A 23,950-nucleotide genomic window follows, 5' to 3' on the forward strand; every position below is an offset into this window, starting at 1 on the left:
ACTACGCCTATGAATCCAGTTGGTGTCAGATTTTCGCTCAGCGCGCCGACCTACCAGCTCGCCGGCAGCTCGTACAACCCGTAGGCCACCCGGTCGTGCTCGAGCTGCACTTCTTCGAAGGAATCGCCAAGCGCAGGACGGGAATTCGCCGCACCAGCGCCCGGCCGACGATTGGCGATTCCGCCCGGGCGATCCGCTGCCCCACACACTGCCGCGGCGCCCACGGCATCACCGGCGGGCATACCCCGACCCCGGTGGGAACCTGACCGCCGCGTACACCCCGGCAAGTCGGTGCGCATCGCGAACTCGCTGCTCACGGAATCGGGAGTAATTGTCGCGCAAAGCTTCTCGCCGGTCAGCGGCCTGGCGGCGCGTCGGCTCACCGGGTAAAGTGATCGTTGTACTCTTCTCGTGGCAGCCTGGTCGCCGCTTCGCGGCACCGCACACATGCAGGAGGAATGCCGGATGGTCCTCCCCGAAGTACCGATCCCACGACGCGAACCGGGCGACGCGGCAGCGCATCCGGGCGACTCGGCCGACCGATCGTGACGACCCGGGACGTGGCGGTGCACCGCCGGTTGCGTTCGGACAAGCGCGCTTCCATCTTGCGAGGAGCCCGCGCGGTGTTCTGCCGCGACGGCTATGCCCGCGCCTCTGTCGATGCCATCGCACGCGAATCCGCGGTTTCGACGCGAACCATCTACAAGCACTTCGCTGATAAGAAACAGCTGTTCACCGCGGTGATGGTCGACAGCGCGGCGCACGCGCGCGCCAGTCGATGCGCTGCGATCGAACACCACCTCGGCGAGATGGTGGACCTCGAGGCCGATTTGATCGCCCTGGGCCGGGCGTTTGTCGTCGGTGGCGACGAGCACCACTTCGCCCTTGTCCGCCAGATCCGCGCCGAGGCCGATCACATTCCCGGCGCGGTCCTCGACGTGTGGCTCGACTCCGGCCCGCGCGCGGTACATGCCGCGCTGGCCGAGAAATTCGCCCAGCTGGCCGCGCGGGGCGTGCTTCACCTCGATGATCCCCAGCGCGCGGCCGTCCACTTCGTCCTGCTCGCCGCGGGCGAGGCCAACGACCGAACCTTCTGGGGCGCCGTAACTGCCGAGCCCGGTGTCGTCGAAGCCGACGTGACCTCAGGCGTCCGTGCCTTTCTCCGCGCCTATGGAGCCGCTTCCACCCATTGAACCGGGCGCAGCGCGGCCGCCGGGGCGACGATGCCCTGCCACCTCGATCGCCGACGATACGAAAGGACCCGATCATGTCCCCAGTGGATCTGGCGTCCGCCAGAGTGCTGCTGACCGGCGCCACCGGCGGTCTCGGTCACGCGGTGGCGCGTGAACTCGCCTCCCGCGGTGCGGCTCTGGTGCTGACCGGCCGTCGCGCCGACACCCTGTGCGCGCTCGCCGCCGAGCTCGACGCCACGGTGATTCCCGCGGATCTGTCGCAACACGAGGACCTCTCGCGCCTGCTCGACCAGGCCGGGCCGGTGGACGTGCTCATCGCCAACGCCGGTCTACCGGCAGGCGGGCATCTTCTCGACTTCTCCGCAGCCGACATCGACCGTGTCCTCGAGGTCAACTTGCGCGCGCCGATGCTGCTCGCCCGTCAGTTCGCCGTGCAGACGACCACCCGCGGAAAGGGGCACATCGTCTTCATGGGCTCGGTCGCGGGCCTGCTGCCCGCACCGCGCGTGAGCCTCTACAACGCCACGAAATTCGGCCTGCGGGGCTTCGCGCTCGGCCTGCGGCACGATCTGCACGACGCCGGAATCGGCGTGTCCATCGTCGAGCCGGGATTCGTCCGTGACGCGGGGATGTTCGCCGAGAGCGGCAGTCGGCTTCCACCCGGAATGCGAACGGCCACGCCGCAGCAGGTCGCCGACGCTGTCGTCCGCGCCATCCGGGAGAACGTCGATGAGATCGTCGTCGCCCCGATCGAAACGCGACTGCTCGCCACGGTCGGATCCATCGCCCCGAGGTTGGTCGCTCCCGTACATCGCTTCCTCGACTCCGAACGCCTCGGCACCGATCTCGGCAGCCGATTCCACCACGAAAGCTGATTCTCACCACCATGTGGTGACTTCCGAGAAGGAGGTCGGGTGTGCGTCATCACCAGGTCGTCGTGGTCGGCGCGGGTCCGGTCGGATTGTGGCTGGCGGCGGAACTGCGCCTCGGCGGCGTCGACGTGCTCGTGCTGGAGGCGCGCGCCGAGCCGGACCCGAACTCGAAAGCGCTGGCGATCCACCCTCGCACTCTCGAAATGCTGGCGTCGCGAGGGCTGCTCGACCGATTTCTCGCCGAAGGCAGCCGGATTCCGAGCGGGCACTTCGCCGCGTTGGCCACTCGGCTGGATTTCCGGCTGCTCGACACCCCGTACCAGTTCACGCTGTCACTTCCGCAAGTGCGCACCGAACAACTCCTGGAAACGCACGCTCGCTCGGCCGGAGCCGACATCCGGCGCGGGCGTCGCGTCGCGGGATTGACCGCGCGAACCGAGTCGGTCGTCGTACACCTCGATGAGGGAGCCGCCATCGAAGCGGAATGGGTCGTGGGATGCGACGGGGTCCGCAGCACGGTACGGCAGGCCGCGGGCATCGCCTATCCGGGAACCGAATCCACGATGCTGGGCTGGCTCGGCGATGTGGAACTCGCCGACCCACCACCGCAGCCCGTCCTGAGCGAATGGACCGAGGCGGGCCTGCTCATGGTTGTGCGGCTGCCCGGTGGCTGTTATCGCCTGATCGGTATCACGCCCAAGGATCTGCGCACCGATCGGCCCGGCGCACTCACCCTCGACGAATTGCGGGCGAAGACCCTGGCGATCGCGGGCACCGAGTGGGGGATGCACTCCCCCACGTGGTTGTCCCGCTTCGGCAACGCCTCGCGGCAAGCCGAACGCTACCGAGCCGACCGGATATTGCTCGCCGGTGACGCGGCACACCAGCACATGCCCGCGGGCGGGGTCGGAATGAATCTCGGCCTCGCGGACGCGATGAATCTCGGCTGGAAGCTCGCCGCCACCGTATCGGGGCGAGCACCCGAAGGCTTGCTGGACACCTATCACACCGAGCGGCACCCGGTCGGCGCCCGGGCATTGCGCAGCACCCAAGCCCAGGCGGCGCTGATGACTTCCTTCTCGTCGGACGGCAGGCAGTTGCGCACCCTGTTGTCCGACCTCATCGGCAACCGACCCGAATTCGCTCGCACGCTCGCCGAGCAGCTGTCCGGACTGTCGGTGGCCTACCCCGCCGCACCCGGCGCGCACGCCCTGACCGGTCACCGCGCCCCGGACCTGCCGCTCGACGACGGCCGGTCGCTGTTCACGGCTCTCACCGACGCACGCCACGTCCTGGTCGACATCGCCGGCGGCCTGGGGCCGGTCGGTGAGCTACCGCTCGCGCGGGCGGTTCCGATCCACGACCGACCGGAGTGGGCAGGGGTGACAGCGGCGCTGGTGCGACCCGACGGCTACCTGGCCTGGGTCGGCAGCCACGACACCGGACCGGTCACCGCGGGCCTGGTCTGATGGCGACATAAACCACTGCACCACAATCCGTTTCGGCGGCGCGTGCTGCCAGGATGGAGGAGTGCTCGCGCAGAATACGCTGAACTCGGTACGGACGAGAGTGTCCTCGACCTACGTGCTCGCCGCGCTGATCGTCCTGGCGGTGGGCCTGCAAGCTCCCCTGGTCCGCGTAGTCGGGTCCTCGGCGCGGTGGCAGACCGCGGTGACGGTCTTCGCCGGCGTGTTCGTGCAGGCGGTGCCGTTCTTGGTGCTGGGGGTCCTGGTCAGCGGCGCGATCGCGGCGTTCGTCTCGCCCGCGATGCTGCGGAGGGTGCTGCCGCGCAACGAGTCCGCCGCGATCGGAGTGGCCGGCCTGGCCGGTATGGCGCTGCCGGGCTGTGAGTGCGGGGTGGTGCCGGTCGCGCGGCGGCTCACCGAGCAGGGAGCGCCGGGTTCGGTGGCTCTGGCCTTCATGTTGTCCGCGCCCGCGATCAACCCGGTCGTGCTGATCGCCACCGCGGTGGCGTTCCCCGGCGAGCCGGGTATGGTCGCGGCGCGGTTCACCGGCTCGCTGGCCACCGCGATGGTGATGGGACTGATCTGGTCGAGGATCGGACGGCCGGCGTGGCTGCTACCCGGCGGCAGGCACGACCACTGCGCGGTGGGCCGCACCCGCTGGGAGGTCTTCACCGAAGCCGCTCGCCATGACCTGTTGCAGGCGAGTGCGTTTCTGGTGCTCGGCGCCGCGACCGCCGCCGCGCTGCACGTGCTGGTTCCGCCCGCCTGGTACGAGCACCTGGCCGGTCGGATGGTCTTGGCGGTTGTGGTGCTGGCGGTGCTGGCGATCGCGCTCGCGCTCTGCTCGGAGGCCGACGCGTTCGTCGCGGCGAGCATGTCGGCGTTGCCGCTGCTGCCGCGACTGGTGTTCCTGGTGGTGGGCCCGGCGGTCGATGTGAAGTTGTTCGCCATGCAAGCGGGCGCGTTCGGGCGCTCGTTCGCGCTGCGGTTCGCTCCGTTGACTTTCGTGGTGGCCGTGCTGTGCGGCACGATCGCCGGATACGTTCTGCTGGGAGGCGCTCGATGAGGCGGGAGACGCAGAATCTGCTGTTGCTGTTGATCGGCGGCGCGGTCTTGTGGACCGCGCTCGACGGCTCGTACCTGCGCTATGTGAAGCCGAGCCTGTATCCGTTCCTGGTGGTCAGCGGCGTCGGATTCATCCTGCTGGGACTAGTGGCCATCGGGCGCGACATCAGGCACGGCGCAGCGGCGGCCGCCGACGAGCACGACCACGCGCACGGCAGCGGCCGGGTCCAGTGGCTGCTGTTGCTTCCGGCTGCCGCACTGCTGCTCATCGCTCCGCCCGCCCTGGGCGCCCAAGCGGCGGTGACCAGCAGCCGGGTCCAGGTCGTGTCACGCGAATCATCCAGCGCAGGACCGGAGCAGCGGTCGTTTCCGCCGCTGCCCGCGGACGCGGTGCCGACGCTGCGGCTCGTCGAGCTGGTGAACCGGGCGCTGCTCGACGCCGATCGCTCTCTGGACGGCAGGGAGGTGCTGGTCAGCGGATTCGTCATGCGGCCCGACGATCCCGGTCGGCAACGACCCGGCACGCCCGACGCCGACCTCGCCCGAGTAGTCATCACGTGCTGTGTCGGCGATGCCCGATACGTGCAGGTCCACTTGGCCGGGATGACCGAAACGATCGAGGACGACGCGTGGCTCGAGGTCCGCGGTTTCGTCGAGCCGGGGAGCGCACAACACGATCCCGACCTCGTACCGACCCTCCGCGTCACCGGCTATCAGAGGGTGGCCGCGCCGGAACACACCTACGAACAGGATCGATGAAGCGCCCGCGACAAGGATCACCTCGTGTACACGGTGGCGGTGGCGCCCGCGAAAACCGCGACATCGTCGCGCTGCGCGGTGAGCGATATGGTCGCCCGCCCGGTGGCGTCGTCGACGGATCGGACCACGCCGCCGATGGAGATCTCGGCCACGCTGTCGGACGCCACCGGAACCGGGCTCGCGAACCGCACGTAGTAGCCGACGACGCCGTCCGCGACGCCGAGCCATTCGCTCAGGCACGCGGCGCCGAGACCCATCGTCAGCATGCCGTGCGCGGTCACCATGCGCAGACCCGCGTGCCGGGCGGCCTCGTCGCTCCAATGAATCGGATTGACGTCGCCGGAGACCCCGGCGTAGTGCACGAGTTCACCGCGGGACAAGCGGAACACGCGGTCGGGGAATCGTCGTCCCACTGTCAATCCCGGCACGGCGATGCGGGCGTTCCCCTCCCTCGTGAGCGAGGTCGACCGCACGGCTTGCGGCGCGAGCCGGGCCGCCGCCGGTACCGGAAGGTCGAGCATCGCGAGGGCCCGCACGGTCGGTGCCAGTTCCTGAGCGCGCCCGGCCAGGGTGGTGTGCACGGTCTGCACCGGGTTCGCCATCCCGTCGCGGATGACGGTGGTGACGGCGATGAGGTCACCACTCGGTGTGGACCGCCGGGAATCGACGACGACCTCGTGCGTCAGCCGATCTCCCGCGACCACCGGGCGGTGACAGCGGATGTCCTGATCCACGTGGAGCAGCTGCGCCGGGTCGTAACCGTCGAGCGCGGCCCGCATCTGCGACCGTTGCGCGAGAGAGCCGACCGCCGACGCGAAGGTGATCGGCGCGACCAGGCCCCGATGACCGAGCGCGGCGGCGCTGGAATCGTCCCAGTGCGCGGGATGCGAATCCTGCACGGCGCGAGCGAATTCCCGGATCTTCTCCCGGGCCACCTCGTAATGGTCCGAAACGCCGTGATCATCGGTGACGGCATGGCGCGGGAACATGACGGACTCCTCGGGTCACCGTGGGGCGCGAGCGGCGAAGACCCGCTGGCCGTGCGCGGCCAACGCGTGTTCCGGCCCGGGCAGAACCAGCCGGGCGGGCAGATCGGCCGCGACGAGCGCGGCACGCCACTGGGTTTCGGTCAGAAAGATGCGGTCGGTCCCCGCACGCACGTCATCGCGACCGGGGCGTACACCGCCGGGACGGGCGGACATCAGGAAATGCATGGAGGTGAGCAACTGGCAGTGTTCACGGCAGGACTCGATGACGACGAGGTGCCCGCCGGGGCGCAACACCTCCCGCAGCCCTCCCAACATCGCGCCGCAGTGGTGGGCGTTGTGCAACACGTTCGCGGCCAGGATGACGTCGAAGGATCGCTTCGGCGGCAACTCGGCATTGAGATCGAGCAGGCCGAACCGTAGCCAGGGGTAGTGCGAGAAGCGCGCCCGGGCGGCATCGAGGAAGAACGACGACACATCGGTGAAGTGGTATTCGACGGGAAGACCGTCGAGCACCGGGAGAAGGTCGGCGGTGGTGCCTCCGACACCCGCGCCCAGTTCGAGGATGCGGACGGGGTGGCGATCGGCGGCGAGTGCGTCCACGGCGCGGGTGACGATCGCGCCTGCCGCCGCGTTCAGATATCGGTTCACCGGATTGTCCCGGTACGCGGCCTCGGCGGTGAGCAGGTCGGCGTCCGGGAACAACAGCTCCTGGGCGAGCACTCGGTCCCGTAACAGATCGAGCGCATGGCGATTGGCTGCCGCGAAGAAGCGCGCCAGCTGCGGGGAGAACCCCAGGTCGGCGCACACTCGATCCAGATCGGCGCGACGCGGGGCAGCGGCCTCCCGCAGGGACGAGTAGGTTTGTCCGTCCTGGTGTTCCAGCCATCCGTGCGCGGTGAGCACGCCGAGCCAGCGCCGCAGCAGCCACCGATGTCGTGGTGCGACGTCCAGTGCTGCCGCGATGTCGTCCTCGGTGCGCGCCGCACCGCCGGACAGCGCCGGTCGCAGTGCGGCGGCCATGGCGCGCAGGCCGAACAGATCGAGGTCGTCGCGGGCGGAAAGGCAATGCCGCGCATCGAAATCGGCGACCGCCGCGGCGGCGTGCGCAGCGATGTCGATGGCCTCGCCGGCGGTCATCGCGCCTCGTTCAGCGGCGGGATGTTGTGATTGCAACGAAACAGGTTGTCGGGATCGTAGCGGTGTTTGAGCTGTTGCAGTCGCGGATAGGAATCGCGATGGTAGGCGCGGCGCACCCGTTCCGGTGAGGCGGTGTCGTCGAGGATCCCGATATACGGCCCGCCCGCCGAACCGTCCTGCAGCGCGGCCACGACCTCGGCGATCCACCGGCGTGACGGGTCCAGATCCGTCCCGGCCGGCCCACCGGAGAACATGACCGCGTGGTAGGCGGCGTCGTGGTAGCCGAACGCGGTCGCGTCCACCGGCACACGGCGCAGCGCGCCGCCGAGTTGATGTACCGAGACCAGCGAATAGGGGGTGGGCATGTCGGCCGCGAGGTCGATGAGGGCGTCGATGGCGTCATCGTCGAACGCGCGCAGCCATTCCGTTCCGGTCGCGGTGCCGTGGCCTTCGTGGAATGCCTGCTCGGTATTGCGTTGCAGCTGCGGGTAATCCAGCCGCCGGATGAGGTCGAGCTCCGGTTCGCCCAGGCGCTTCAGTCCGGCCAATGCCGCGCGGGCCCGGTCGTCGGGCCCGAAGTACGCGACCGTCACCGCGGCCATCGCAGGCCCCTCGGGCGCGGTGGGCGGCCAGTGCAAGAGGGTCGCGCGCAACGCCAACTCGTCCGGGGCTTGGGCACAGAGCTCCCGGAACTCGCGGAACACGGCGCGCCCGGACTCCAGCCGGAACAGCAGCGTGCCCGCGTGCACGGAGCCGATCGGATGCAGTTCGAACTCGACCGACACGACGACACCGAAATTGCCGCCGCCGCCGCGCAGCGCCCACAGCAACTCGGGGTGATGGTCCTGGGTAGTGTGCACCAGTCGGCCGTCGGCCAGCACCACGTGAGCCGAGCGCACGCTGTCGCAGGTGAAGCCCGCCATCCGCTGCAGCCAGCCGCTGCCGCCGCACAGCGTCGAGCCGATCACGCCGACCGTGGACACGTCCGCTCCGGTCACGGCCAGGCCGTGCCGGTGGCAGGCGCGATCGAAATCCGCCCAGGTGACGCCCGCGCCGACGGTGGCACGCCGGGCGATCGGATCGATGGTGATCGTGCGCAGCCGCGACAGATCCAGCAGCAGCGCGCCGTTCGCCGCGGGGTGACGCGCGACTTCGTGGCCGCCCCCGCGCACCGAAACGACCATGCCGTGCCGCCGCGCACTCGTGACGGCGGCGCGGACGTCGGGAACCCCGGCGCAGCGTACGACGGCGGCGGGCCGCTGGTCGACGGCCGCATTCCAGCGCTGCCGGGCCAGGTCGTATCCCGCATCGCCCGGCGTCAGGACGGCGCCTCGACAGGTCGCGCGCAGGTCGGCGAGATGGTCCGTCGATCGGATAGCGGTCATGTGGCGGCGAACTCCTCGGATACGACGATGGAAGGCGATGCCGTTGCGCCGCGGAGCAATTCGAGATAGTCCGCGAGGACCTCCGGCATCCGACGGCGCACATAGCGTGTGAACGGGTCGTTGCAGGCGACCAGCGCTTCGGCGTCCATCTCGGCCTGGTGGTCGGGGCGGCCTGCGGCCAGCAGCCGCGCGTCGGCCGAGTCGAGCAGGACCGCGCATTCCGGCGGCAACGCCGCCGCGAGCGCAGCGGGCGCGACCGCGTCCGCGGCGTCGGGGACGAGCAGCGCGTTCGGTATGCCGGTGACCATGGTCGCCTCCCGGCGCACGGTGTCGGCGAGCGCGGCGATCCGGTCGGTGGCGTCGCGGCCGGGAAGCTCGCGCCAGGCGACGGTACGGTGCGGGCCCGGCGGTGGCGCGTCCACGGTGAGCACCACGTCGTAGCGGTATCGGGTCAGCTCGGTATCGTCTCGCATCGGTTTGGCGTAGCAGGCGACCCGCACCGATCGAGGATGCCGGCGGGCGATCCGGGTGAAGAGGCGAGGATCGCAGAGCAGTTCTTCGTCCGCGTCGAGCCGGGCGGCGGCCCGCCGCGCCAGATCGTCGGCACTCAGGCCGGGATCGCGAGCCAGTTCGAGCCAGCTAGCGAAATCCCGCGCCCCGAGGAGATTGCGGATGTCACCGACGACGACAGCGCCTCCGGGCGCAACCACGTCGAGCGCGTCGTCGAGTACGGCGGTGAGGTAGCGCTCGTCCGGGAAGCACTGGGTCACGCTGTTGAGCACCACGCAGTCCGGCCGCCCGCTCGCGTCCAGCGCACGCAATGCCGCGCGCACCCGGTCGGTGCCGAGCTCGTGCGCGGCGGCGCGCAGCACCGAGACGCCCGGCAGGCGTCGATCGCGCAGTCTTTCCACCACGGGCGCGGCCGGGTCCAGGCCCACGTAGCCGCGCGTGGACGGAGCCAGACGGTGGACGAGAAGCCCGCTGCCGCAGCCGATCTCCAGCACCGTCCGGGGCCGACCGCGCCGCATCAGCCCGACGGCGTGATCGATCCACTCCAGCATGTGCTCGCGCGGGAACGCCGCACCGGTGTCGGAGGCGCGCCATCCGGACAGATCGAGATCGTCGCCGTGGCGCAGCTCCTCGGAGGAGTAGACGAACTCGTACACGTGCCGCCAGTGCTCGAGATACTCGACGAGCAACGCGCCTGGCCCGGGTCGCACCGCGACGGCCTCCGGGGCGGGACGCACCACGAGCGCCGCGCGCCGCTCGTCCCACCGCGCCGAGTCGACCCACGGGTGCCGTCCGAGTACGGCGGCCAGCTCGTCGGTCACGGCTGGTGCGCCTGCGACACGGCCGCGAGCTCGGCCGCGGCGAACATACGGTACACGCGCTCGGGATCGTTGGCCGCATGCGCTCGGCCCCCGTGCACGTCGCGCCAGAAGCGCTGCACTGCGCTGTCGGGGCGCAACGCCCGGCCGCCGGAGCTTTCGAACAGCCGATCCATGGCGGCCACGGCGCGCTCGGTGCCGCGGACCTGATCGCGGCGCAACCGCAACCGATCACGCGGTCCGATGGGCCGGTCGGCCGCCGCCAGCGCGTACATGTCGTCGATGTTGCCGGTGAGCTGACGCCAGGCGGCATCGATCTCGGTCGCGGCGAACGCGATCCGCTCCAGTGTGGCCGGGTCGTCGCGGAACTGGTCACCACGGTAGCCGGTGTCCTTTCGCGCGTCGCCGGGCAGCGCCGCCCGCACCCGGCCGCTCTGCTGCTCGAGATACGCCCGGTAACCCCCGCGCGCCATGCCGACGATGGCCGCGGTGATGGCGCTGGTGTGCAGGCAGCCGAACGGGATCCGGTACAGCGCACCGCCGTTGACCTGCTGGCCCGGTGTTCGGCACGCGGTCACCGCATCCGAGGAGAGCGCCCGGTGGGCGGGCACGAACACCTCGTCGACATGGATGTCGTTACTTCCGGTGCCGCGCAGACCCACCGCATGCCATACATCCGATACGCGATAGTCACCGGCGGGCACCAGGAAGGTGCCCGAGTCGACCGGCTCGCCGTCGACGATCACCCGCGCGCCCAGCAACGCCCACCGCGCGTGGTCGCAGCCGGAAGCGAAACCCCACGTGCCGCTGAGCTGGTAGCCGCCCTCGACGGGAACGGCGGTGCCGGTCATGGCGTACGAGGAGCACAGGGGGACGTCGACGCCCGATCCCCACACCTCTTCCTGGGCGCGACCGTCGAACAGTGCCAGGTTCCACGGCGACACACCGAGGACAGCGGCGACCCATCCGCTCGAGCCACATGCGGAGGCCAGTTCGGCGGCCGCGGTGTAGAAGACGGCCGGATGCGCCTCGAGCCCGCTGTAGCGCCGCGGGCGCAGCAGGCCGAAGAATCCCGTAGCGGTGATCTCTTCCAACGATTCGATCGGAATCCGTCTGGCCAGCTCGGTGTCCTGGGCACGCTTGCGCAGCGTCGGCAGCAGGTCGCCGACCGCGGCCAGCACCGCGGCGGTGGCGTCGTCGGTCATTACGTTGTCCTCCATAACGGGTCGAGTGATCCGGTCGGCCGTCGCCGTTCGTTTGCGGGCGGCACGGATGCCGCGATCGGTCAGCGGGTGAAGCGCAGCAGCCCGGTCGCCGAGTCCACATCGGCGGGCCGCAGCCCGGCCGTGCGGGCCTCGGCGGTCAGGCGGTCGACGTCGGCCGGCCATACGCGGTGCTCGGTGCGCACCTCCTGCACCAGCTGGTCGCCGTCGTAGGCGCGGTAGGTCATCCGCCAGACGAGCGACTCCGCGTCCACCGGGTCGGCCCGGCTCCAGCCCTCGTACCGCAGGTCACCGGCCTTGGCGGTGGTGTATCGGCGTTCCGCCGACGGCTCGACGCGCCCGGGACGCTGCACCTCCACCACGGCGTCGGCGCCCGGGGCGAGGGCGTCCGCGACGGCGCTCCACACCCGGGGCCGGGTGGCGGGATCGAAGTGCCCGATGACGCCCAGCGCGACCACCGCCGCACACCCCCTCGGCAGTCGCGTATCGAGGAAACCGCGGGGCAGCACGGTGATCCGCTCGCGCAGGTCCTTGCGGGCGGCAAGTCGCGACAGCAGCACCGCGCGCATCGGCGCCGCCGGTTCCACCGCCACGATCCGCGCGTCGGGCAACGCGTCGGCGACCAGCATCGTGGACAGGCCGGTGCCCGCACCGATATCGACCACCGGTCCGGCGATGGTGTCCACCTCGGCCAGCAATCTCGCCAGCACGGGTTCCACGGTGGCCACATACGGTGTGGCCATGAGGTCGTAGAACTCCGCGGCGGCGGCATAGTCGTCGGTCACGGCTTCTCCGGATCGTCCAGGCTCGCGAGCAGTTCCGACACCAGATGGGCGACCGTCGAGACAGCGGGCGGGCGCAGCAGCGCATAGTGGTGGGCCGCGACCGGCCGGGTGTCGATGACGACGTCGGTGTGCGCTGCCCATCCGAGGTCCTGGAGATCGGAGCAGTCGTCGACTCCCATGCCGACCCCGGAGTTGTGCGGCGCGGGCAGTTCGGCGCGCACCAACAGGACCTCGAGCCCGTCGCCGTCGAGGTGACCCGTGTGATGCGCGCCGAGCGCGCGCAGATGACGCCGGAAGATGTCTTCCTTGACCCGCTGGTCGGCCGGGTCGCCGCGCTCGACGAGGCCCGCGTCGGCCAGCAGGCGCCGGATCTCGTCGCGCTGTTGCTCGTCCGGATGCCTGTCGAAATCAGCACCGGGCGTGCCGGTTTCGAGATCGAGGTAGGCGGCGAGCGAGCCGAGGTAGCGGGTCCAGAATCCCCGTCCGTCGACATGGTGGATGCGATCGGCGATGTTCGAGTCGAGGAGAATCAGCGCCTCGACGATGTCACCGGCCGCGCGCAGCCTGCGTGCCACCTCGTGCGCGATGATTCCGCCCATCGACCAGCCGCCGATCCGGTAGGGGCCGGTCGGCTGGTGCGCGCGCACGACGTCCTCGTACACCCGCGCCAGCTCGGCGATCGTCTCCGGGCCGGGAGCGCCGGCCAGTTGCGGGTCCTGTATCCCGATGATCGGTATGCCGGTGTCCAGCGTGCGCGCCAGATCGACATAACAGAGCACGTCGCCACCGGTCGGGTGGATGAGGAACAGCGGCCGTCCGGCGCCGTCGCGCAGCGGCACCAGACAGTCACCCGGGGCCGACGGCTCCGGGGCCTCGCGCCGCGCGGTCGCGGCGACCGCGGCCAGGGTGGGGTCGGCGAGGAATTCCCGGGGTGTCAACGTCAAGCCGAGCTCGGCGCGCAGCCGATTCAGCATCCGGATGGCCAGTACCGAGTCGCCGCCGAGGGCGAAGAAGTCGGTGCCGCGGTCGAGGTCACCGGCGACGTCCGTCATCCCCTGCCACAGCCCGGCGACGGCGCGCTCGGTGTCGGTGGCGGGCGGGCCGCTCGCCACCGCCCGGACCGGTGCGGCGACGATGCGCGCGGGTCGTTCGGCATCGGGCACGTCCACCGGCGCCGTCCAGGTGCCCGGCCGATCCACGAGCGCGGTGATCATGTCACACACCTGCGCGAACAGCGCGTCGAGCACACCCGGGGGAAACAGTTCCGCGACCGCGTCCAGGTTCACCACCACCGAGTCGTCCCAGTCCCACTGGAACACTTGCATGTCCAAGGCCACCTGCGGCGTGCGGACACGCTGATAGAAGTCGCGGACGACGACCGTGTCGGGGGTGCCGCCGGGCGGATTGAGCCCGAGGGTGCTGTGGAAGACGACGGGCGCCTGCGGCGCGGTGTCGCGCCTGCGCCGTGCCAGCTCGCGCAACACTTCGACGCCGGTGACCTGTCCGTGGTCCAGCATGGTGGCGACGGACTCCTGCACGGTCCGGGCGGCGGTCAGGAACGTCGGCCGCGCGGGCAGGGCGATGTCGAGCAGCACCGTCCCCGCGTAGGGACCGATGGCGTGATCGAGGTCGCGCGGCAGGTGCAGGCGGTTGAGATAGAGCACGTTGAGCAGGAAGCGGCGGTGCCCCGCCATCCGGGCCAGCGCCGCGGCCCAGCAGGTGGCGAACATCGTGGTGGGTGTGATGTTGTACTCGGCGCAGCGGTCGCGCAGGACCGCCATCTGCGCGCCGGATACGCGGAATTCCCGTCGTTCCAGCGTGTCCGGACGTACCTGATCGAACGGCACCGCCAGGGGTAACGCGGGAGCGGGCGGAAGATCATCGATGCGTTCCCACCACCAGTCGCGCTGTGCTCGCCATTCCGGTTCGCCGCGCTGGCGTCCGATGGTCTCCACGTAGTCGCCGAAGTGGGCGGTGAGCGCGGGCAGCACCGTATTCGGTTCGTCCAGGTAGGTGAACAACTCGGTGAACATCAGCTGCACCGACCACCCGTCGGCCACGAGCAGGCTGCACACGATGTGCAAGCTCAGCTCGTCGTCCGGAAGCCGGACGGCGGTGACGGCGAACGGCCACGGGTTCAGCCGTGGACCGGTGCGCTGCACATCCGCGCGGATGGCGGCCAGCCGCTGGTCGATGTCCTCGGCGTCGGCCGAGCTCAGGTCGAGATGGATGATCGGGAGCGCGGCCAGCCGCGGATCGTCGACGGGCAGCACCTGCTGGGTGCCGTCCGGCAGGAAGATCGCCCGCAGCATGGGCTGGCGTTCCACCTGCCGACGCACCGCCTCGTCCAGCACGGTCGGATCTATCCCGCTGAGCCGGAAGTCGACATAGTTGTGCGCCGAGTCGTAACTGAGTGCGTATCCGTGCTGCTGCCCCACCCAATAGGCCTGTTGCAGCGGGGTGAGCGGGAACGGCGCCGCCGGGTCGGCCTGCCGCGCCAGTTCGACAGCCGCCGCCGCGATCCCGGAACGGCGCTGCGCGATCAGCGCGACGAGATCGGCGAACGAGAGATCCCCGACCAGTTCCGCCACGGGCACCGCCACGCCCAGCCGTGTGCGGACCATGGTGGCCATGCGCACCGCCAGCACGGAATCGCCGCCCAGACCCACGAAGGTGGAATGGGGTTGCACGGCAGGGGTTTCGACGCCGAGGACCTGCGTCCAGATCTCGGTGACCGCGGCGGCCACGTCTTCGTCGCGATCACCGCCGCGCATCCCGGAATCCGCTGCGGTCCACGCTTCCGGATCACCGGCGAGGCGGCGCAGCCACGCCACGTAGGAAGCGAACGCCGTATCCGCGTCCGCGGGATCGAGCACGGTCTCCAGGACGTCCCACTGCAGCTGCACTCCCCCGGCATGGACGAACGCCTGATGGTCGAGCCATACCTGCGGTGTCTGGCTCACGCCGTGCGCTATTCTGCCCGCCCACTCCAGATCCGGGGCGCCGTCCACCAGGTGAGCCGCATCGAGGGCACTGGTGAACACCACCGGCAACAGCCGGCGCTGCCCTGTGCGGGTGGACAGCTCGGCGAGCACGTCCAGCGCCGAATACTCGCGGTGATCGATGTCGTCGAATAGTCGCCGCTGGGTGCGGGCGACGCGCTGAGCGAAGGCGCCGCCCTCGGTGCGATCGACTTCGTGAGCCAGCAGCGTGGTGAAATCCCCTACCGCGCGGTCGATTCCCGGCAGCGCCACCGGTCGGTCGATCAGGGTCAGCGACAGGGTGAACCGCTCGTCACCGGACCAGGCGGCGAGCACGTCGGAGTACGCGGTGAGCAGTACGGCGGACGGCGTGACCCCGTGTTCTGCTGCCAGCCGCCGCAGCCCCTCCCATTCTCCTGGCGCGAGCCGGGCTTCCCGGCGGGCGAACCACGGCTGGGCCTGGGTGCGGGTGCGGGTCGGCAGAGCGGGCGCGCCGGGCAGGCTGTCCATCCGGCTCTGCCAGTAGTCGATCGCTCGCCTGCGGTCGGCGGACTCGGCGCGGGCCTCGATATGCGCGACGTAATCGGCGAAGCGTGTCCGCAAGGGCGGCAACACGGCGGCCGGGTCGGTGTAGAGCAGCCGCAGATCGCGGTCGAGGACGAGGAAACTGCCCGCATCGCAGATCAGCGCATCGATGCCGACGAACAGCCGGGTGGTGGTGTCGTCCAGGAGCGCGGCCCGCACGTCGAACAGCGGCCACCGGTCCGGGCGGTGCACCCGGTGCGACAGACGACGCCGCAGGTCCGACAGCGTGCCCTCGCGGGCCTCGGCGGCCGAGCCGGTGAGGTCGTGGCGGCGGATCCGGAATCGCGGCACCTCGGGGAGGATGTGGTTGCGCCCGTCCTCGGTGATGACCGCGCGCAGCATCTCGTGCCGGTGGATCGCCTGGTTCCACGCCTGCTCGTAGCGATCCAGATCCAGCTTGTCACAGTCGTATTCGAGATAGATGTGGCACGACACGTCACTCAATCCGAATGCGCCCGACCGGCCGACCCAATACGCGTGCTGTACCCGGGTGAGCGGGAACGTCAAGTCCAGGTTCGCCTCGTCTCGCGGACGGACGATATCGGTCGCAGGTGGCTCGGGTGGCACCGATGCGGCGGCGGGCGCCGCCGGGCGGCGATCTCGCAGCAGCGCCGCGAAAGCGGCAACGGTCGAGTGAGTGAGCAACTCCCGCATGCGGATATCGGTGTGCTCGCCGTCGTTGAGGATGTCGAGCATCCTGGTCGCCAGCATGGAGGTGCCACCGAGTGCGAAGAAGTCGGCCTCGGCGTCGACGACCGGCTCGCCCAGCAACTCTTCCCAGAGTGCGGCGATCCGCTCCTCTTCCGCACCCGCGAACCTCGGCGACGCGGCAGGCTCCGGAAGGGGCGCCGTCGTCTCCGGCTTATTCTGCGCGACAACAGGATCAGCGGACAGAAGCCCCGTCGCCGGTTGCGTGCTGCCGTTGCGCGTCGGCGCTTCGGGACGGATCGACTCCGTCTGGACCGGCCGACCGTCGGGCATGACCGGTGCATGGGTGGGCGATACCGCCGACCGCTCGACGGCCGCGGGAGCCTGCGCTACGGACGGTGCGCGCACCACCGCGGGCGTCTCGATCCGTCCGGCCGGGCTGGGCTGCGGACCATCGCCGTTCGGTGCCACGGCCCGGGGCGCGGGCTCGGTCGGCACCGTCTCGGTGGGCGGGTCGATCCAGAGACTGCGGCGTTGAAAGGGGTAGGCGGGCAGGCGAGTGCGGCGGCGGCGACGATGCAGGGCCTCGACGTCCACAGCCGCGCCCGTACACCACAGCTGACCGACGGCCGTGAGCAGCGCCGCCCGATCCGGGGCCGGGCCATCGGCCCGCTCCCCGGGGTCCGCGAGGGTGGTCAGCGCGGCGGTCAGCGTAGGCGGCGCGTTGCGGCGCGCGAGCGCGGCGAGGGAACTGCCCGGACCGACCTGGACCACGGTTGTGGGGGCGGCGGCCGTCGCGGCCTGCAGCGCGGCCGCGAAGCGCACCGGTTCCCGCAGATGCCGTGCCCAGTGCTCGGCGTCCACGACACGAACCGGCCGACCGGTGCGGGTGCTGTAGAGCGGCAGCGCGGCCGGAGCCGACCGCACCTCCGCGGCCGCGGCGCGCAGCGGCGCGACCGCCGCGGCGACAGCGGGAGAATGCAGGGCGGCGTCGACCCGAAGCCTGCTCGCGGGGATCCCGGCGCGACCGAGAGCCGCCGACAGCGCCTCGATGGCGTCGACCGGTCCCGCGACCACACAGGCGTCCGGGCCGTTCACGGCGGCGAGCGCGATCTCGGGGTACCGGGACACAGCGGCGCGCACATCCTCCTCGCCGAGGGTGACCGCCAGCATCGCTCCGGGCGCGGTGTCCGCCAGCGCGCTGGACCGGACCGCCACCAACCGCGCGGCGTCCGGCGGACTCAGCACCCCCGCGACGACGGCGGCGGCGTATTCGCCCAGACTGTGGCCGATGACGCCGTCGGGCTCGATTCCGTAGTGGCGCAGGGTCGCCGCGGTCGCGAGCGACACCGCGAACAGGGCGGGCTGTCCGTAGCGCACACGGTCGACGTCGTGCCGCGCGGCGCGGCCGCTCACGATCTCGCGAATGTCGTAGTCCAGCAACGACCGCATCGCTTCGGAGCATTCGTCGATCTGAGCGGCGAACACCGGCTCGTCGCGATAGAGCCCGGCCCCCATGCCCGAATACTGTGCACCGGCACCTGGAAACGCGAAGACGATGTCCGGTCGCTGGGACGGTACCCGCCCGGCGGCGAGGGGCCGTGGCTTCGGATCGTCGCCCGACAACAGTGCGGCGGCACGCCACCCGGACTCCGGATGCGCCCCCCGCGAAACCGTGTAGGCGTAGTCGGCTCCGGTTTCGGCCGTCATATCGTCGGCCTGCGCGATCTGTTCCCGGCAACCGGCCTCCGTGACCGCCGAGACCAAGAGCAGTTGCGGGCGCGGATCGGGGTCGCTCGACTGGCTGCGCACGGGGGCTTGTTCCAGCACCACATGGCAATTGGCGCCGCCGATACCGAACGAGCTCACCCCGGCGATCCGGGTGCCGTCCCGTTCGGGCCAGTCCCGGGTGTGCTCGATGACCTCGAACAGGCCGCGGTGGCGTTCCAGATCCGGATGGGCCGGACGCGCGTGCAGCGTCGCCGGAATGCGCCGATGGTCCAGGGCGAGGGCGGTTTTGATCAGCGAGGCGATGCCTGCGGCACTGTTGGTGTGGCCAATGTTGCTCTTGACCGATCCCAGCGCGATCGGCTGGGGAGCCGTCCGGTCGGCGAACACCGCGGCCAGCGCCGACAGCTCGATCTGATCGCCCAGTGCGGTGGCCGTGCCGTGCGCCTCGATCAGGTCGACCGCGTCGATGCCGATATCGGCGACCGCCAGCGCCTCGGCGATCGCTCGCGCCTGCCCGGCCGCCGACGGCGCGGTGAATCCGGCCTTGCCGCCGCCGTCGTGGTTCACCGCGCTGCCGCGCACGATCGCGTAGATCGGATCGCCGTCGGCGAGCGCGTCCGCGAGCCGCCGCAGCACCACCAGGCCCACGCCCTGACTGTGCACCATGCCGGTACCGCCGGCTCCGAACGCCCGGGTCCGGCCGTCCGCGGAGAAGACCGCGTCGGGTACATGCAGGTAACCGCGTCCCTGGGGCACGATCAACGACGCGCCCCCGGCGAGGGCGGCATCGCATTCCTCCGACAACAGCGCCTGGGCGGCCAGATGTACCGCGACCAGCGAGGTCGCGCAGGCGGCCTGCACCGCCACAGCGGGGCCGGTGAGGTCGAGCCGGTAGGCGATCTGCTGGGGGAAATAGTCGGTGAGCGTGCCCGTCTCCGCCTGCAACCGGCCGATCGGATCCCGTTCGGCATTCAGGCGATAGGCCGCGAGGTTGTGTTCCAGATAGTCACTGCGCGAGGCCCCGGTGAAAACGCCGACCGCGCCCAGGCCCGCGCCCGCGCGGTATCCCGCGTCGCCGAGCGCGTCCCAGGAGCATTCCAGCAGCAGCCGCAGCTGTGGATCCATCAATTCGGCATCGCGCGCCAGGATGCCGAAATGCTCCGGTTCGAAACGGTCCTGCCCATCGATCACCGCGCCGACGGGCACGTAATTGCGGTGCGCGCGCAGTTCGGCGGACACGCCACGAGCGGCGAGCTCCGCGTCGTCGAACCGGGTGAGGCCTTCCCGGCCCGCGGCGATCAGGTCCCAGTAAGAGGCCAGATCCGGTGCGCCCGGAAACCGGCACGCCATTCCGATGACGGCTACGGCGTTGTCTTCGTTCACGATTCGATCTCCACTTCCGAGTCCACCGCCAGTTGTCCGCGCATCATCGCCAGCACCGGGCACGAGGCCTCGACGAGCCGATGCAGGTCCCGATATCGGTCCGGTGCGTCCGGGCCGTCGATCCGGACCCGCACGCCGATGCGTCCCGGCTGGGCCGGGTCCGTGAGCCCGAGGACGGGACCGAGGTCCACCTGGGCGGTGACGTCCACCGACAGCGAATCGATGGCGATGCCCAGCCGGGCCGCGTGGAAGCGGTAGGTGACCGCCTGACAGGTGCCCAGTGCGGCCAAGGCCGTTCCGATCGGGTCGGGGCCCGCGTCACCGCCCCCGGCCGCCACGGGTTCGTCGACCACGAGGCTGTGGCGTCCGATGCGCACCCGCATCTCGGTCGGCGTGCCCGAGCGGTGTTCGGTACGAACAGTGAACCGCTGTCTGCGGTCGGTTGCGCGGCTCGCAGCCGAACGCAACCGGAATACCGTGTCAGCGAACGACATCCGCGAGCCTCACTTTCGATCGATGCGCCCGCCTGCGGCGTCCCCGCGCCGCGGCGCCGGTGAGATCGATCGGCACGGCACCGGATCGGCTCCTCGACGGGTCCGGTGCAACGCGGTCGGCGATCCAGTCCGCCAGTCGCCGGACGGTGCCGAGCCGGAAGATGTCCGGGACCGTGAGCGCCGGGGTGAGGTGCCGCAGTCTGCGATGGGCGCGAACCAGGGTCAGGGAAGTCGCGCCGAGATCGTGGAACGGCGTGGTCATCGCGATGCCGGGGCCGAGCAGATCGCTGAACACCTCGACGATCACCGCCTCCACACGTGCGCGGGCGGCCGAGGCGGTCGAGGCCGGGGCAGTGAGGACGAGTTCGGCCGCATCGCCGTACTGCGTTTCGGCGGTGAGCCCGGCGGCCGTGGCCGAGGCGTGCAGTCGGCCGACCCACTCCGCGGCGTGGTCCGCGGCGGCGCCATCGATGGGTTCCACGCGCAGCGTCAGCGTCAGCCCGAGCGCTTCGGCCTGTCGCGCCGCGTGCAGCAGCCAGTCGTCGACCGGTGTCGACGCCTGCTCCCGGTCCGGAACTCCGGCCGACGCGGCTGCTACCTCGTCGGCCGCGACGACGGTTGACCGCACCAGACCTGTTGCCGGCGCGCGCTTCTCGACCGCGGATCGATCATCGTCCGCTGCTGATGCCGCTCGACGGTCTTCGGCGGGTATCCCGGACGCCGCACCGGTCGCGTCGCGACGGAACGGGTTCGGCAGCCGGGCATGGTCGACCTTGCCGTTGGACGTCAACGGCAAGGCGTCCAACGGCACCCACCGGGACGGCACCATGTATTGCGGCAGGTGCCGCGCCGCGTGGTCGGCGAGTCCCGTGGTGTCCACCGGTGCATCGGCGCCGGTTACGTACGCTACGAGCTGCGGCCGATCGTCCGCCCCCGGCACCGCCGCCGCCACACAGCGGCGCACGCCCGGATGCCGGGCCAGCACGGCCTCGATCTCTCCCAGTTCGATGCGGTGGCCGCGCACCTTGACCTGCCGGTCGACGCGGCCGAGAAACTCGATGGTCCCATCGGGACGCCACTTGCCCAGGTCGCCCGTTCGATACAGCCGGAGGCCGAGCCGGTCGTGGCGGACGAAACGACGCGCGGTCTGCTCGTCGTCGCCGACATACCCGCGCGCCAGACCGGCTCCTCCGATGTGCAGTTCACCGGGCACGCCGACCGGACAGGGCCGGCCCTCTTCGTCGAGCACGAGGAAGAACTGCGCGCGCAGTGCCGTGCCGTAGGGGATGCTGGTCCATTCGGGCCGCACCTGCCGGATCGGGTGGCAGATCGACCAGATCGCGGCTTCGGTCGCGCCGCCCAGACTGATGATGCGCACATGCTCGCCGATCACCGCGCGGAGCCGGTCGGGCAGCGACAGCGGAATCCAGTCACCGGACAACAGGAATACCCGCAACGAGCGCAACCGCGCCGCGGCCGCCACATCCGCCTCGGCGTATTCGACGAGCATCTCGGCGAGCGCGGGCGCGGTGTTCCACACCGTGACCTCGTGCGCGGCGACGAGGTCGCACCAGTGCCCCGGATCGCGCAGCCGCTCGGCGTCCGGCACGACCAGCGCCCCGCCCGCGCCGAGCACGCCGAAGATGTCGTACACGGACAGATCGAAACTCAGCGCCGAGAGGGCCAGGACGCGATCGCTCGGGCCGACGCCGAAGCGGTCGTTGATGTCGTCGATGGTCGTGCGCGCGGCGCGATGTTCGATCGCGACGCCCTTCGGCTCACCGGTCGATCCGGAGGTGAAGATGACGTAGGCCAGAGCGTCGTCCGCGGCCGCCATCGGCTGATCCACGCTCACCGCGCCGGACGTGGCCTCCAGCGGATGCGCGGTGACGTTCGAGGGCAGTTCGACGCCGGGCGCGGCCACGGCATGGGTGATTCCGGCACGGCGACAGACCGAGGCGATCCTCGCCGCGGGCCACTCGGGCTCGACCGGCACGAATGTCGCTCCCGCCCAGAGCACTCCGTAGACGGCGACGATCTGGGCCGCCGACTTCGGGGCTATGACCGCGACACGGTCGTCCGGACGGACCCCGGCCGCGATCAGCCGCCCGGCCAGCGTGCGCGCCCGCGCGGACACCTCGTCGTGCGTCAGCGTCTCCCGGCTGGACAGCACCGCCGCCGCCCCGGGCCGCGCCGCCGACTGCTCGCGCTGCGGGTCGATGAGCAGCCCGGCGCCGAGCCCGGATGGAAGCGGCTGCGTCTGCTCGAAATGCGGATTCCAACCCAGGTCGACGGCTTCCCACGCCTCGTCGTCCTCCGCCAGGCGACGCAACAGGCGGGCATGGGCGCACAGCATCCGGGCCACGAAGTCGGCCGGGAAGGCCGCTTCGACCGCGTCCCAGGCCAGCCGGAGCCCGCCCGCCTCGTCCCACACGATGTGGTCGAGGGTCACCTGCGGGGTCTGCGACACGCCGAAGATCTCGTCGCCCAGCCATCCCGCCGCCGCCCCGTCGGCCTGGCCCAGCCCGACACCGCTGGTGAAGACCACCGGGTAGCGCGGTGCCAGGTCGGGGACCTGCTCGCGCTGGACCTCGACACCGCTGTAGGAACGGTGCTCCAGATCGGCCCAGAACCGCGCGTTCACGCGGCGGGCGAAATCGGTGAAGCCCTGCCACGACTCCGGGTCCGGCGACGGCATCTCGACCAGCGCGGTGGTGCTGAAATCCCCCACCACCCCGTCGATGTCCACGTGGTCGGGACGATCGAAGAGGGTCGCGTTGAGGCAGAACGCGTCGGTGGCGCCCCAGCGGGACAGGGTCAGGCCGAAGGCGGCGAGCAGCACGGCGGTGGGACTGAGTCCGCGCCGCGCCGCGTGGGCGGTGAGCGCCGACCAGTGAGCTGGACTCAGCCGTTCCTCATGGCGGCGGAAACGGGCGGTGCGAATGGTTTCCGGCGCGGCGGCGTAGGGCAACCGGGGACCGGGCGGCAGCGCGGCCAGGCGGTGTCGCCAGTACGCCTTGTCCCGCTCTCGCCGCTCTGTTTCGGACGCCCGGCGTGCGCGCAGTACGCGAAGGAACGTGGTGGAAGGCGCGCGCAACGCGGCCTCGGGATCGGCGAGGAACAGTCCCCACTCGCGCATGAGCTGGATCCAGCTCGCCATGTCCAGCATCATGATGTCGAAGCCGACGAACAGCCGCATCGCACCGGACGGCAGGAGTGCTGCGTGGATGTCGAACAACGGTCCGGTCGTGGCATCGCGCACCTGATGCGACTTCTCCTGCCGCAGCCGCGCCAGTTCGGCGGAGGCGTCGCTTCCGTCCCGTAGATCGGTGATCCCGATGCGGTAAGGATCTCCCGCCGGTAGCACCCGTTGCCTGCCGTCGTCGGTGACGACGGCTCGCAGCATGTCGTGACGCGTGACGACCTTGTTCCACGCCGCCTCGAGGGTGGCGACCTCCGACCACGCGTCCGCCGCCACGAACCGTTCCGGATCGCGGTCGAACTCGAAGTAGTAGAACGTGGCCACCCCGCCCAGTGGCATGCCTTCCTCGCGGCCGACCCAGTAGGACGCCTGGATCGGAGTGAGCTCCTCCTCGTCGACGGCGTCGGGCACCTCGGCGGTCGGCGGCTCGGCATCGGGGCCGGGCGGGTGATCGGTTGTCCCGCCGCGCTTCTCGACTTCGGCGGTCAGGGTTTCGATCGTGGCTCCGACGAAGGAGGCGAGCGGAACGCGGACCCCCGTGCGTTCGGCCAGGCGCACATGCAGACGGGCGGCGAGGAACGAATCCAGTCCGAGCTCCTGCAACGGCCGCCGTGCCTCGATCTCGTGCGCGTCGATTCCCAGAACCGTTGCAGCGCAACGGCGAACTTCATCCACGGTGGTCGCCATCTCCAGCCCTTGCTCGGCAAATCCAACGCGCTTACAC

At 70.7% G+C, this 23,950-nt stretch carries 14 protein-coding genes and 1 pseudogene; 5 read left to right on the top strand and 10 right to left on the bottom strand.

The window, feature by feature from the left end; translation table 11 throughout:
- Positions 1 to 50: 50 nt before the first annotated feature.
- Positions 51 to 211 (bottom strand): annotated as a pseudogene (locus QMG86_RS17315) (cytochrome P450); the annotation flags it as partial.
- Positions 212 to 560: 349 nt separating this feature from the next.
- Between QMG86_RS17315 and QMG86_RS17320 the strand changes: the two are divergent.
- From QMG86_RS17320 to QMG86_RS17340, 5 genes are all read left to right on the top strand, one after another.
- Positions 561 to 1,193, top strand: coding sequence for a TetR/AcrR family transcriptional regulator (locus tag QMG86_RS17320; protein WP_281873315.1), 633 nt, complete (start codon positions 561 to 563; stop codon positions 1,191 to 1,193).
- Between the two features lie 74 nt (positions 1,194 to 1,267).
- The gene (locus tag QMG86_RS17325; protein ID WP_281873316.1) at positions 1,268 to 2,068 is read left to right on the top strand and encodes an SDR family NAD(P)-dependent oxidoreductase; all 801 of its coding nucleotides are present in this window, start codon (positions 1,268 to 1,270) and stop codon (positions 2,066 to 2,068) included.
- Between the two features lie 41 nt (positions 2,069 to 2,109).
- On the top strand, positions 2,110 to 3,534 hold the full coding sequence (locus QMG86_RS17330; RefSeq protein WP_281873317.1) for an FAD-dependent monooxygenase: 1,425 nt from the start codon (positions 2,110 to 2,112) through the stop codon (positions 3,532 to 3,534).
- Positions 3,535 to 3,595: 61 nt separating this feature from the next.
- Positions 3,596 to 4,597 carry a permease gene (locus QMG86_RS17335; protein ID WP_281873318.1) on the top strand — a complete coding sequence of 334 codons (1,002 nt, stop codon included), beginning with the start codon at positions 3,596 to 3,598 and terminating at the stop codon, positions 4,595 to 4,597.
- Positions 4,594 to 5,355, top strand: coding sequence for a TIGR03943 family putative permease subunit (locus tag QMG86_RS17340; RefSeq protein ID WP_281873319.1), 762 nt, complete (start codon positions 4,594 to 4,596; stop codon positions 5,353 to 5,355). Before QMG86_RS17335 ends, QMG86_RS17340 begins: the two co-directional genes overlap by 4 nt.
- Before the next feature lie 17 nt (positions 5,356 to 5,372).
- Here QMG86_RS17340 and QMG86_RS17345 read toward each other — a convergent pair whose 3' ends face one another.
- The 9 genes from QMG86_RS17345 to QMG86_RS17385 form a co-directional block, all read right to left on the bottom strand.
- Entirely contained in the window at positions 5,373 to 6,344 is a 972-nt protein-coding gene (locus QMG86_RS17345; RefSeq protein WP_281873320.1) for an FAS1-like dehydratase domain-containing protein, read from the bottom strand.
- A gap of 15 nt (positions 6,345 to 6,359) precedes the next feature.
- Positions 6,360 to 7,481, bottom strand: a complete 1,122-nt coding sequence (locus QMG86_RS17350; protein ID WP_281873321.1) for a class I SAM-dependent methyltransferase — start codon at positions 7,479 to 7,481, stop codon at positions 6,360 to 6,362.
- The gene (locus QMG86_RS17355; RefSeq protein ID WP_281873322.1) at positions 7,478 to 8,866 is read right to left on the bottom strand and encodes an FAD-binding oxidoreductase; all 1,389 of its coding nucleotides are present in this window, start codon (positions 8,864 to 8,866) and stop codon (positions 7,478 to 7,480) included. Before QMG86_RS17355 ends, QMG86_RS17350 begins: the two co-directional genes overlap by 4 nt.
- The gene (locus QMG86_RS17360; protein ID WP_281873323.1) at positions 8,863 to 10,197 is read right to left on the bottom strand and encodes a class I SAM-dependent methyltransferase; all 1,335 of its coding nucleotides are present in this window, start codon (positions 10,195 to 10,197) and stop codon (positions 8,863 to 8,865) included. Before QMG86_RS17360 ends, QMG86_RS17355 begins: the two co-directional genes overlap by 4 nt.
- Positions 10,194 to 11,399 carry a 3-hydroxy-9,10-secoandrosta-1,3,5(10)-triene-9,17-dione monooxygenase oxygenase subunit gene (hsaA, locus tag QMG86_RS17365; protein WP_281873324.1) on the bottom strand — a complete coding sequence of 402 codons (1,206 nt, stop codon included), beginning with the start codon at positions 11,397 to 11,399 and terminating at the stop codon, positions 10,194 to 10,196. Before hsaA ends, QMG86_RS17360 begins: the two co-directional genes overlap by 4 nt.
- An 80-nt stretch (positions 11,400 to 11,479) precedes the next feature.
- Positions 11,480 to 12,202: a class I SAM-dependent methyltransferase gene (locus tag QMG86_RS17370; RefSeq protein WP_281873325.1), complete on the bottom strand. Its 723-nt coding sequence runs from the start codon at positions 12,200 to 12,202 to the stop codon at positions 11,480 to 11,482.
- Positions 12,199 to 19,530: a type I polyketide synthase gene (locus QMG86_RS17375; RefSeq protein ID WP_281873326.1), complete on the bottom strand. Its 7,332-nt coding sequence runs from the start codon at positions 19,528 to 19,530 to the stop codon at positions 12,199 to 12,201. Before QMG86_RS17375 ends, QMG86_RS17370 begins: the two co-directional genes overlap by 4 nt.
- Complete coding sequence (locus QMG86_RS17380) at positions 19,527 to 20,024, bottom strand: OsmC family protein (RefSeq protein ID WP_281873327.1); 498 nt, start codon at positions 20,022 to 20,024, stop codon at positions 19,527 to 19,529. Before QMG86_RS17380 ends, QMG86_RS17375 begins: the two co-directional genes overlap by 4 nt.
- The gene (locus tag QMG86_RS17385) at positions 20,011 to 23,913 is read right to left on the bottom strand and encodes a non-ribosomal peptide synthetase (protein ID WP_281873328.1); all 3,903 of its coding nucleotides are present in this window, start codon (positions 23,911 to 23,913) and stop codon (positions 20,011 to 20,013) included. Before QMG86_RS17385 ends, QMG86_RS17380 begins: the two co-directional genes overlap by 14 nt.
- Positions 23,914 to 23,950: the final 37 nt, after the last annotated feature.

Source organism: Nocardia sputorum (assembly GCF_027924405.1).
Taxonomy (GTDB): domain Bacteria; phylum Actinomycetota; class Actinomycetes; order Mycobacteriales; family Mycobacteriaceae; genus Nocardia; species Nocardia sputorum.